The sequence below is a fragment of the Rickettsia honei RB genome (assembly GCF_000263055.1).
In the GTDB taxonomy this organism is placed as follows: domain Bacteria; phylum Pseudomonadota; class Alphaproteobacteria; order Rickettsiales; family Rickettsiaceae; genus Rickettsia; species Rickettsia rickettsii.
In genome coordinates this window covers 1-13,236 of sequence record NZ_AJTT01000005.1, presented here as the reverse complement: position 1 = coordinate 13,236, position 13,236 = coordinate 1, and the positions used below count along the sequence as shown (strand labels likewise).

Genomic DNA, 13,236 nt, shown 5'->3' with positions numbered 1-13,236 from the left:
ATTTAATTTTGGCTCTTTTTTGCTGCAAATTATAAGATTTTTTTGAAATATGAATAACTATTCCTTCAAAAACCTTATAATTTTTGCTAAAAAATATCTTAAAATAGCAAATCAATTAGAAATTTTCACAGAACCCAATATTTTTTTAATAAAGGTTAGTAATGGCTGAACCTATTATATTTACTCTTTTACTTGGAGATGAAGATCGGATATTAGAGAAAATAAACAAGCAGGAAACTCAAAATAAACTGCCTATTATCCGGCTAGAAGTTAATAAAGCATCACATATACCCGATAAAGAACGTATTTTTTCGGAGATCTTACAAGAATCCCACAAAAAGGGCAAAACACCGATTTTTAATATTCAACTTAATAACAATAATATACAACCCATTTTTAAGGTACAAGATTTAATTAATTTACAAAATTTAAATATAAAAACTACTATTACTTTTGATCAATATAATTCATTACCCCAAAATTCTGAACTAGAAGCTTATTGGAAGCAAATTATGAAAAAAGTTGATCATGTTTTTTTTACAAATGAAGCAGATCAAAATTTATCTATAGCCGATGGTATAGTACCAAAAGATAAAGCCACTACAATTACGGATATAAGTTTAGTAACATCTGTTTTTAACAATCTTGTATCTGATCGTAAAATTGATCAATTACTTTCCAGTACAATACCTGATAAAGAAAAGCTAGATAAAATAATAAAAAACGCTAAAAATCAAGACGGTAGAGTGATTATAGAAACTTGGCCTCTTTCTGCAGACGAAGCAACAAATCTTATCACTGCTAAATTCGGTATTACCTCTGAAGATCAAATTTACGGATTGAAACTCGAAATTAATGAAATCTTAAAAGATGCAAATAATGCTGCTGAAAACTTAAAAAAATATGTATCACAAATATCTAGGCAATTTCAAAAAGATTTAGGTAAAACTGAGGTAAATCCTATTGACTTTAATTTTATTAATACAAAGAAAGTTATGAATGATAGACCTAAGGATATACAAGTAGAACAAACAATATCATATGAACCTCCAAAAGCAAACCAACCACAAGTTTTTTTTAAAAGAATTTTTAACTATTTTAAAGATATAATAACTAGTTTTAAAGAAGCAATATTCGGCAAAAAAGAAGAACCTAAAACTCACGAATCAACAACTCCAACTACGGAAGCAAAACCGACAATAACAGAAGAACCACTAACCACTGTTGCATCTTCTATAAATCCACCACAACAGCAAGCTCCCGCTAATAATCAAAAACCATGGGAAAAATTAGGAATTCCACAGGAAATGTATAAGGAATCTCTAAAAGCAGAACAACAATTAGCCAAACCAGTAATAGAGCCAAAACAGCAGATACCTGAAAAAAAATCATCACTGGTTATAAATACTGAAGATCAAGTTGGTGTTTATAATACAGGAAATATAAAACAACCTACTTATTTATACACTGAAGATGATATAAAAAATATATTGGAAGCAAATATAGATAAGAATATGTTCTCTATATTTCATCATGCCTCTTTAGAAGAGCCGGAAATACTAAAAGATACTCTTCGTGTTACAGTAGAGGATTTAATACTAGATAATAAGCCTGCAATTATACCACTAAATACAGGACATAAACATTGGTTACTCTTAATGGCTAGTAAAGATGATAAAGGTAATATAAACTTTATGTATAATGATCCCTATGGTGAGCCATTGGAATCTCGACCAAAAGTAACAGAATATATTACCGAAATTTATCCCGATGCAAAAATAACAGACCTAAATACCAAACAACAAGAAAATGTATATGATTGCGGAGTTTTCGTATGCGATAGTGCAATCAAACTCTCTAAAGGGCAAAAAATTCTAACTACTGAAGAATCTAAAGACCAAGGTATAAATTTAAGGAAAACTCAAGCTAATACATTATTAATACAGCAACAAGCAATAGCGATTGGACACGAATCACGCAAGACATCATCTACAAATAACAAATTTCACAATCTTATTAACAGCCGAAAAACAAAAGATACTGAAAGGAGTCGTTGATAACAAAAAAACATTAGGCAAAATCTATAATTACTAATATAATTATTTATAGTTAATTTATATTTTAACAAAGAATGACTATCATACTTGTGATCGTTATTATAATAATGATCGCCTTATCTGCTTTATTTGCCGCTACCGAAACTGCTATTACCGCTTCTTCCCCAGGGAAGATTCATAAGCTTAAAATCGCCGGTAATAAGCGTGCTAAAACAATTTTAGAGGTTCTTAAGAAAAAAGAAAAGGTCATAGGAACTTTATTAATAGGTAATAGTTTAATCAATACTGTTTGTACCACTATTGCTACTACGCTCTTTATTAGCTTTCTTGGAGACAATGGACCTATTGTTGCTTCCGGCGTTATGGCTTTTATAATTATTGTTTTTGCCGAAGTAGTACCGAAAGCAATAGCCGTTGCTAAACCTGAACAATTAGCATTAAAAATGGCTTCAACTATTGTAATATTTTTAAAGCTTTTCAAACCTATTAATATTGCTCTTGATTACATTACAAAAATATTTTGCTTCATATTTCGTATTAATTTAAATCCTCAAATATCAGGAACAGAAGAAGTAAGAAGCGTGATTGAGCATTACCATCAAGAAGGCGGAGTTTATAAATCTGATCGTAATATGCTCGGCGGGATATTAGATATACGTAATATGACGGTATCGGAAATTATGACTCACAGAAGTAGTATTATAGCCCTTAATATCGACCTACCTCATGAAGTGATAATTAAAACTTTATTATCGGGTGCTCATACACGTATACCTTTGTGGCAAGATAATAGAGATAATATAATAGGGATTCTCAATCTAAAAGATTTGCTTAAAGCATTATACGAAAATAATAATGATGCAAAAAAAGTTGATATTAATAAACTTCTAACCCCACCTTGGTTTATCCCTGAGAATGCACTTGTAGTAGACCAGCTACATGCATTTAGAGAACGTAATAATCATTTTGCTTGTGTCGTAGATGAGTATGGTACTCTACTAGGTATTATTACTCTTGAAGATGTTATAGAAGAAATCGTAGGACCCATTACTGATGAACATGATAGACTTAATAATGAAATTATCAAGAAGTCTAATACCGAGTTCATTATAAAAGGAACTACGACTATTAGAGATATTAACCGAGAACTTGATTGGAATTTATCGGATGAAGATGCAAACACTATAGCAGGATTAATAATCCATAAAATTGCTAGAATTCCAAATCAAGGGGAAGTAATTGAAATCTTTAATTTAAAGGTAATTATTTTAAAGAAAATTGCCAATAAGATTGATAGCGTAAAAATTACCGTATTACCTACTACCGAGGCAACAATAAGCAGTGAGTGAAATCGGTAATTTTTTACTGCTAACAACGATGTACTTGTCGGTTATCGGTTTGTCTTTTGTCTTTTATGTCATCCCTGCGAAAGCAGGAATCCATAAAAAATCTCTATTTTATAGACTGGATTGCCGCTTTCGCGGGAATGACAACTACCTCATTACTACTTGCCCCTTCTACATAGCTGCCTCATGTACTATACTTGCCTTTTTTACACTAGTCTATGCTTTTATTATCTCTGACTTTGCACTACAAAATGTTTTCTTAAATTCCAGTACTTTAAAACCTTTAATATATAAAATAGCCGGTAGTTGGTCGAGCCACGAAGGCTCAATGTTATTATGGTTTTGTTTATTACAAATCGTTAGTTGCTGTTATATATTTTTACTTAAAGATAACCGTCTTAAATTTTTATCTATTATTATTCTATCAGCCATACAATTATTTTTTAGCAGCTTTATTTACTTTACCTCCAATCCTTTTAACGTGTTTTCTTTTGTTCCTAAAGAAGGGTTAGGCTTAAACCCGATGCTACAAGATATTGCTTTGAGCATCCATCCTCCTCTGCTTTATTTAGGCTATGTTAGCTATGTAGTACCGTTTACTATTGTTTGTGCCTCTATGTCATTCTCATACCCACTTATGTCATTCCCGCGAAAGCGGGAATCCATTAATGACATAAGACTTCTCAAAATATTTTCCAATATCGGTATCTTATTTACTACCATAGGAATTAGCCTTGGTTCTTGGTGGGCATATAGAGAACTCGGCTGGGGCGGATTTTGGTTTTTTGATCCGGTAGAAAATATTTCACTATTTCCTTGGTTATCCGGAATTATGCTCCATCATTCTATAATTGTAACAACAAAAACCAGACGTATGCAAAACTGGACAGTAATTTTATCCATCATTACTTTTTTATTAGTAATATTTAGTGCTTTTTTAGTACGTTCCGGTTTTATTACCTCAATTCACTCTTTTGCATTCTCACCTGAGAGAGGAATATACTTGCTTGGGATATTTTTGATTATGGGGATTGGTAGTATTGGGTGGTATACTACCACATCATTGCGAGGAAATGCATTAGCATTGACGAAGCAATCTCAGGAAACTAACCGAGATTGCCACAGCCACTTTCGTGGCTTCGCAATGACGAATTGTGGAAATTCCATACTCCTCGGTAATATATTCCTCCTTCTTAGCCTTATTGTGCTAATAGCTGCCACACTTTATCCGCCAATTTACTCTTTATTCGACGATAAATCTATTATTATTAGTGAAACATTTTTTGTTAATAATTTTATTATATTCGTTATCCCTATTCTTGGTACCATAGGATTATTTACTACCAGAAGCTCTATTAAAAAACATATTATAATTCTAATATTATCTCTAATAATTACTTATTTAATATCATTAAAAGTAACATTTAGTGTTATATCGATTTTAACTATAATCGCATCTATATTTCTTATGCTTCATAATATTCATTATCTTTTGATTAAAACTAATTATTGTAGAAATAGACTTAAAGCAAGTAACGCTAGTATGATCCTTGGGCATTTTGGTTTTGCACTAATTAGTTTTAGTATTACTATGAATACATTATTACAAAGTGAAATGGATTTTACCGGTAGAGTAGGAACAAGTAAAACATTTAACGAATTTAAAGTAACATTGCAAAATATTAAGTTTGCTCAAGGTAAAAATTATTATAGACAAATCGCTGAATTTTGGCTTGAGGATAATAGCCGTAATATAACTATATTAAAGCCGGAAAATAGACTTTATATAGTTGAAAAGAGTTTATCGCAAGAAAGTGATATATACTCTTACTTATTATATGATCTTTACGCAGTTTTAAGTAATATAGACGGCGATATAATCCATGCTAAAATATATTACAAGCCAACGATAAGCTTTGTTTGGCTTGGAATTATTCTTACCGCGTCCGGTTTTTTTATTGCACTAATCAGAAAAAATTCTAGCTAATTTGAACCATCACATTTAAGGTTTAAAATTTTAATACTATTCGGATGATCAGTACCGAATTGTTCTATCTTATTATTACGGAATTTTTCATACCAAAATTTCTTAGGTAAAGTACAACTAGCTTTAGCGGCTGCAAAATACATATTACTTATTTCATACACATTTTTCATATTTTCTTTGTAATTATTCCAATATATATTTTCAGCAGTAGCATAAGTATCTACCGCCTCCTCATTTTGATTAAGTAACACTAGTGCATCCCCTTCAACAACAAACGTTTTTACCAAATCTATATCCGGTGATATAATAATCTCTTTGTTAGGTCTAGTTGGATCATTAAGAAAAATTGCTTTAGCTTTTTTATTCTAGAGCTTCGGTAACATCACCTAAACCTAGTTTTGCTCTTGATTTTTGGGTAAAAATTCGTCCAAATACTTGATTTTCCTCTTTTTTACTCGACTTATTCATATCATATACTTATTCTAATAAAGAAAGAGCTTCCTGATGTTTCTTAAGATTATTTAATACATCTAATTTAATGAGATATGAACCGGTAAGAAATAAATCTTGAGGTTTCATCCCGTTTTCGATACAAGCATTTATAGTATCGTCAATTCTTCTTAATGCTTCATAATTTTTACCTTGGATATTAAATAAAATTTCGCTTTTGCATAATATATAGTTGCTATGTCAGTTTGATCTACTAGATTTTGATTGAACATATCTTCCATCATTTGGATATTTTTTTCTGCTTCTTCTAGATTTCCTAGCTGAATATTGGATATAGCCGAACCGAAAACTACATTACATTTTATGGAATCATATACTTTCACTTCATCAAATACCTGCTTAGCTTTCGTATCTATTCAATTGCTTTTTTAGAATCTGACCAAGTTCTATAATACCACCCTATGCGTCCTAAGCAGCATAAGCAAATTTTTCTTCATTATTCATTGTCCATAATTTAAATTTACCTTTTTGATCGTTTTTATCAAACCAATTTACTAATTTTTGTGAGTTATATAAATCGGAAGAACTAGCATATTGTATTAATAAATTTATAACTCTAAAATTTTATATATCGATATATCGTATTTTTCTGCATTTTTTGTAATTAATCCGATATAGTTTTAGCATTTCTAAAAATACGCCCCTTTACTAAACTTTTAGGTATAGAATTTAAAAGATTAGTAACACTACGTTTAAGATATTCTTTATTTCCTTTATCTCCATTTATTTGTAATATTTTTTCCATCATACATTTCAAATATTGGATTAACTTCATTAGGTTCAATATTAGAGATCAAAGCAAATTTAGAAAACTGATAAATATCATCATCTAGACTATGCTTATCTTCAATAATAGAATTTAATAATTCTTTTGAAACACTTTGATTATTAAGCAATGCTATCCCATCTAGTAATCTCTTGGCACTAGGCTTTAATTCATTGCTAACAAGTTTTATATTTAGCTCAATTTTATCCTTAGAGGCTTTTATCTTTTCTTGTATTTCTCTAAATTTAAACCTTGTATTTGATTTAATATTTGTGCTCCTTGAACTATGAGAATCGGATAACCTCCAAATGCTTGAGTCAAACAATTTATTAATTCCAGATTTTTATTTTCCAATATATTTTTTGCAAGTAATGCAGCTTCCGGCTTAGTGAAAGCGTTTGCTTTGATTATGTTAGATAATAATTCATCGTCTTGGGTACAAAATATAATATTACCTTTATACTCCCAATTAATAAAATCCTCTATTTTCTTATTCTCGCCTATTTTTAAATTATCAAACACCAATAACCATTTATCTTTACTTACTAGATAAACCATTAAATCTTTCTTCATCACTGCCATATCTTCTGAAATCACCGGTGATTTTACCTCGGTATTAATAGTTTTATATAATGTGAGTAATTGCGGCTCTATATTTAGATTACAATCAATCAACCAAATTATGTTATAGTTATCTTTATTTTCATAAGCGTACATTCTAGCAAGCTGCGTTTTACCCATACCGCTTACCCCTACTACACTAGATTGCTTATATTTATTAAGATTTTCCTTTAGTTTTTCCAATTGGGATACATGCTTTATAAAATAGCTAACCGGTACAACTAAATTGGATATTTGACTTTGAGCAAATATACTTCCGCTTATTAGAAGCATAATAATCACTAATATATATTTTTTTCATAATATTTATTAATATTAAATTCTTAGCTGTAAAAATTTATATCTTTTCGACTAGAAGTCAATAAAGTTTGAGGTTAGTGAAGGTATTGCACGGGGTGGAAAAAGTAGGTGATGTCATTCTCACATAGGCGGAGGGTTGTTGTATGGCTCGTTTATGTCCTTCCCGCGAAAGCAGGACTCCAGTAACTTAAAGATTATACACAATAAGTTTATAAAATTAAAAGCTCGATTTGTCTCGCTTTTTTCTGGATCCCTGCCCTACACGGGGATGTAATAGGTTTTGAGCCATGCAACAAGGCATGTAGGCGGGAAGAAAGAACAAACAAAACCCCCCTTTTTTCAAAGAGGGCTTTTTTTCTTGAGGAACTTATAAACTTGCTAATCGGGAGCGATTAGAAGTTTACACGGACTTTTAGAGTACCTTGATGTGCAGTATATTTACTTGCAATCTGAGCATCGTAACCGATTCCGTACTCCATCTTAGCATCAGATCTTATGCTTGCACTTAAACCTAAATTATAAGATGTTTTAGCGGTTCTGTCAGGCTGGCTGATACACGGAGTAACTTGTCCGTCTAATACAGACTGAGTTTTAGATAACCTACCGGTTACTTTGTGAACCACAAAAGCGTGAACTTCCGGATATACCGCAAGATCAGTTATGTTCATAGTACTGCCGGCTACTTTAGCACCTACTATTAAATCGGTTCTATCGCTAAACTTGCTGTTAACTTGCTTATTTGCAACTGTTGTACCGGTTTCTTTGTAGTTTTCGTCAGAAGACTTTAAGTAGCTAAGTCCTGCCATTGGAGTTACTAACACACCTTGCATTGCATTGTAATCATAACCGACTGTTAAGTTACCACCGAATGTCATGTTATCGTAATGACCGGCAGCAATTTGCTTGCTCATATTACCGTTAGCATCGAAGAAGTAACGCTGACTTTTGTTCTTCACTTGGTTTAAGCTAAATATTGCACTACCTTGAGCAAAGAAGTTCTTAACAAGCTGCTGGGCACCATATAGAGAGAATGAGAAGCCGTTAACGTCGGTTTTATCACCTTTCTTATAATCTTGGTGTTTTATATCAGTTTTAGTGATACCGATAGCAGCACCGATCATTAAGTTATCGTTAGCTAGCGTATCTAAACCGATTACGACACCGGTGGTTTTAGCTTTATAACCAGCTAAACCACCTTTCTTACTTTGATGTGCATCAGTATAAAAAGGTTTTGCCCATATACCGTAAGCTACATTATCAACAGCCTCGTCACCTGCAGCAACCGCAGCCGGTATTGCTCCAGCTTCAGGTCCAGCCATTTCAGCAGTTTCAGGAGTACCTAAATATCTAAGAGCACCTAATCTGTTACCAAGTTGAGCTTGGATATCTTTAGCTACATCTAATTGTGCATTAGTTATGGCCGCACTTGTATCGGTAACGATAGCTCCAACAAAGTTAGCAGCATTAGCACTATTTTTAGCTAAAAGAAGATTATTATATGCTGCAGTATTAGTTGCATTTACAAATGTTGTAACGTTCTGACCTACACCCGGTGCAACTCCAAACGGACTATTTGCGATATCATTAGTAACTACGTTTTCTGCATTGTTAGTACGTGTTATTACATAATCTTGGTTAGCAGCACGTATTAAACCGTAATTTACGAAACGATTACTTCCGGTTACAGCAAAGTTGGGACCTCCTAAAGTACCGTTAAATCTAGCACCACCTTGGATTAAAGTATAAGTTTGTGTACCACTGAAATTTGCATTGGCATTATCTTGTACTTTAATGGTTGTAGTTCCTGTGGTTGTTGCATTAACTTGCGCACCTTCCAAGATAACGATGTGACCTATATTATCGTTTGCTAATGTTAAAGTAGTTTCAATAGAAGTATTGTTTCCCCATGTTGAAGTACCACTTGCAAATGTTAAAGTATTTGTAAGAAGACTGATTTTACCGTTAATAGCAGTAGTACCGCCGCCTAAAATTACATTAGAATTTAAAATACCTAAGCTATAAGTACCAAAGTCTATGACTTGTGAATAAATATTTCCTTGTAATCCTGCACCACTATCACTACCTGTAAATCTAACAGAAGCTACAGGAGTATCTGAATCACCTATATTACCAACGAATGCATTACCTAAATAAGTTACAGTACCATTATTAGCTTTAGTAGTACCAATCATACTTGTAGAATTAGACAACATACCGTCAACAAATCTTACATTACCGTTACCGTTAACACTTCCAAGAGTAATTTTACCGTCAAAACCTGTTCCGGCTATACCGCCTGTAGTAACAGTTACACCGTCATTAATTGTTGCGTTAGTTGCAATAATATTACCTAAGTTGTTATAGTCTGTAGTAAACGTTACTTGCTTGAACTTTGAATGGCCAATACCTGTGCCTAAGCCATAAACTGTACCAGGGGTATTAGGAACACCACCGCTAAGTGTGACAGTACCTTGATTATTGTTTACAGTACCGATACCTGCATATAATGTAGTAGCATTAACGATTATGCCGTTATCGCTTCCAAGACCTAGACCTACGATATTATCTTGATCACCGATTACTTGACCGTCAGCGATGACACTATCAACACCTAAAACAATCACGCTAGGAACAGCAAAACCTTTAGCTGTTTTATTACCTACGGTACTTTTAATTGTTAAAGGCATTGTGTTGCCTGCATCATTGAATGGAATGCCTCTAGGTAAGAATACAACTGCATCTAAACTTGAATTTTCAAAAGCAATCGTATCAGTCACAGCACCATGATAATTACCTGCATTACCTATCTCATTAATCACTACGTTACCGGGACCAGAAACCGTTATTTGTTTTAAAGCATTAACAGGTGCAACTTGTTTGTTTAATGTTACGTTAATAGGACTGGTGTTAACGAATTCTACTATACCGGTACCATCGGCAGATGCAACAAAGTCTGCAGTATAGTTACCACCGATTTGTAAGGTAGAATTAGCTGCAATTGTAGTGTTACCGTTAAATGTTGCATTACCTAAGAACTTAACAGTAGTACCGTTACCTAATTCTACAGTATTAAACTTATTACCTTGCTGTCCACCGACTGTACCGCTTACTATATTTGTTCCACCGGCATTAAAGACGAAAGAACCTACGTTAGCATCGGTAGTAGTAATATTAGTAGCATATAAATTTACACCTTTACCAACATTTAATACAGTATCAACATTAGCCCCTTTAGATCCAAAATTAATTTCTGCAAGTGGATTTGTAGCACTACCTAAATTTGTACCGGCTGCAAGAATTGTACTATTATTTACAATAGGATTAAATATTATTTTACCTTGACCGGCAGCATTTGTAGTTCTTGTTATTAAATAAGTATTATGAGCGAATTGTACTGCACCGTTATTTCCAATAACTAACTCGTTAATAGCAACATTACCGTCACTTAAAACTGTTTTACTTGAGCCAATATTAAATTGTCCAAGAGTTTTATTATTAACTCCAATAGTACCGATTTTACCGTTAATAGTTAAAGTTTGAGCATTTGTTAGGCTACTCGCATCAACAACGCCTGTTTGATCAGTAGTTATAGCTAAATCAAAAGCAACTACAATATTATTTTGAGTGCTTGTTAATTTAATAGTACCACCGTTAGCTTGGAAAGCAATTGTCCCACCATTAGCACCGATAATATTTGCTCCACCAAGTGTTAATGTTTTTGTAGCATCGTTAGCTAAAGTAATGCCTTGTAACGCAGCAGCACCGCCAGCGTTCCCTATATCGCCGGTAATTGTAGCACTACCGTCTAAGGTAATAGCACCGGCTGCAAGAGCACCGCCGACAGGAGCAGTTTGGTTAACTTTACCGTTTATAACTGTACCGTCAGCAAGTTTAAAGACAGAACCGGCATTTCCTAAACGTAACTCGGCAGCATGTGTTCCTGATAATTCGACAACTCCGGCACCTGATGCTTCAATTGCTGTAATATTATTTGTCACGGCAACATTTGCATCTGCACTAGCACTTGCTAAAATACCGTTAGCATTAAAAGTTATCACACCTGCAGTGTTACCGGGATTGCTAGCATCACCTGTAAAATTACCGGTAAGGGTCATATTATTAGGAACTTCAATCTGTGCTGCAAGATTACCGAAATCAGTAGTACCAAAGTTTGAGTTTTCGGTTATTGTAACTTTAGAAGCTGCTGTTTTAAAGGCAGTAGTACCGTCTGTACCAACGTCAACTATGTGTCTAAAATTTACTTGTCCAGCTGCATTAACACTTTGTATAACCATGTCTTTAGCATAAACTTGTCCATCGATTGTTGCTACCTTACCATTATCTACGCTAACAACAAATCCTGCAGCTCTACCTGCGCCATTATTAGTACCTATTACTGCATTAGCAGGGCCTGCATTAGCTATAAGTTGACCGTCTACTGCAACAGTGTTAAATTCGATAATACCTTTTAGATTATCGCCTAAACTTCCTGTAACGTTAAAGTTGGTAGCAGCAGCATTCTTACTCAATAATACTAATCTACCCGTACCGTCTGTTCCATTAAAATTAATAGTAGTACCACCTGCTTGTAAATTTAAAGCATTAGCATTATTAGCATCAGTATTGAACATGATACCTTGACCGTCAGCGATATTAATTGCCTTAACAGTAGCAAAACTTTTATTTGAAACTTGAATAAATCCCTTAGTAACATTTAACGTACCGTTACCACCATTAACTATTTCAGTATTATCTCCAAGTATAAGAGGAGCTTCTTGAGTTGTAGGATTTGCTAAATTAAATACTAATGTAGAAGCCGCAGCATGGAAGTCTATTCTTCCTACACCTTTAAGATCATTATTGTCAATAGCAGCACCATTATTAAATTGTACAACAACATTTTTAGCATTTTGTGTAGCAGCAGCTTGTGCATTAGTAATACCTTGACCTGTTATAGTAAGAGTTTTACCGGCATTAAGCGTAAGGTTAAAGGAGTTAACGTTATTAACAGCACGAGTGATAAATCCTAAGGTAGTATCTTCACCCACTGTCACTACTAAATTGTTTGCAGTATTTAAAAGCAAACCGTTAAAACTACCGGCTGGAGTATTTAAAGTAATACCATTATTAGCATTAGCAGTAATAACTGCATTTAGAGCAACTGCAACATCTGCAGGAGCGGCATTTTGGTCAAATCCCACACCATCAACAGTTGTAGCAGCTCTGTTTGTTATTCTATTCTGCTGTATAGCAGCACCCATAGCTGAACCTGCAAAACTGGCTACTATGGTAGCTGTAGAAGCAGTTACCAACCCTGCGGAAATTAATTTTTTTAGAAAATTTGGTTTTTGAGCCATAATTTTTGTCCTATATTTAAGTTAAAATTTAGTACCTAGTATTAAAACAAACTTATCAAACGTGAGTCAAGATATCCCACATTTGATAAGGAAATAACCTAATATTGTGTTTCAATAGTTTCTAAACTACGAGCTGAGCATACTATACATTGTATATAATTACAAGCATCGCTATAGTTTTTTTATAAAGTTTTAATAAATGTTATATTTTTACCACATTTGTGTTATGCCTTATCAGTGTCATCCCGTGGCTTGACCGCGGGATCCAAAAAAATAACTTAATAAGTATACA

General features: G+C 33.3%; 8 protein-coding genes. 3 read left to right on the top strand and 5 right to left on the bottom strand.

All coding sequences use genetic code 11. The features are described from left to right. Positions 1-161: 161 nt before the first annotated feature. From WSW_RS0105455 to WSW_RS0105445, 3 genes are all read left to right on the top strand, one after another. Positions 162-2,057 carry a Ulp1 family isopeptidase gene (locus WSW_RS0105455; protein ID WP_016917375.1) on the top strand — a complete coding sequence of 632 codons (1,896 nt, stop codon included), beginning with the start codon at positions 162-164 and terminating at the stop codon, positions 2,055-2,057. Between the two features lie 74 nt (positions 2,058-2,131). Beyond that, positions 2,132-3,406: an HlyC/CorC family transporter gene (locus tag WSW_RS0105450; RefSeq protein WP_016917374.1), complete on the top strand. Its 1,275-nt coding sequence runs from the start codon at positions 2,132-2,134 to the stop codon at positions 3,404-3,406. Then, positions 3,399-5,390: a heme lyase CcmF/NrfE family subunit gene (locus WSW_RS0105445; protein WP_083832957.1), complete on the top strand. Its 1,992-nt coding sequence runs from the start codon at positions 3,399-3,401 to the stop codon at positions 5,388-5,390. The genes WSW_RS0105450 and WSW_RS0105445 overlap by 8 nt, the downstream gene beginning before the upstream one ends. On the opposite strand, the gene WSW_RS1000000112085 is transcribed toward WSW_RS0105445, so the two are convergent. The 5 genes from WSW_RS1000000112085 to ompB all read right to left on the bottom strand — a co-directional run bounded on the left by WSW_RS1000000112085 (position 5,387) and on the right by ompB (position 12,944). Next, positions 5,387-5,677: a hypothetical protein gene (locus tag WSW_RS1000000112085; protein ID WP_016917372.1), complete on the bottom strand. Its 291-nt coding sequence runs from the start codon at positions 5,675-5,677 to the stop codon at positions 5,387-5,389. The genes WSW_RS0105445 and WSW_RS1000000112085 overlap by 4 nt on opposite strands. A gap of 333 nt (positions 5,678-6,010) precedes the next feature. Continuing rightward, positions 6,011-6,223 (bottom strand): hypothetical protein, encoded by a 213-nt coding sequence (locus tag WSW_RS1000000112080; RefSeq protein ID WP_016917371.1) that lies wholly within the window; start codon positions 6,221-6,223, stop codon positions 6,011-6,013. Positions 6,224-6,504: 281 nt separating this feature from the next. Next, positions 6,505-6,648, bottom strand: a complete 144-nt coding sequence (locus tag WSW_RS1000000112075; RefSeq protein ID WP_167316253.1) for a hypothetical protein — start codon at positions 6,646-6,648, stop codon at positions 6,505-6,507. Between the two features lie 237 nt (positions 6,649-6,885). Next, positions 6,886-7,470 carry a hypothetical protein gene (locus WSW_RS1000000113205; RefSeq protein WP_238528526.1) on the bottom strand — a complete coding sequence of 195 codons (585 nt, stop codon included), beginning with the start codon at positions 7,468-7,470 and terminating at the stop codon, positions 6,886-6,888. A 509-nt stretch (positions 7,471-7,979) separates the two neighbouring features. Continuing rightward, entirely contained in the window at positions 7,980-12,944 is a 4,965-nt protein-coding gene (ompB, locus tag WSW_RS0105410; RefSeq protein ID WP_016917367.1) for an outer membrane protein OmpB, read from the bottom strand. Positions 12,945-13,236: the final 292 nt, after the last annotated feature.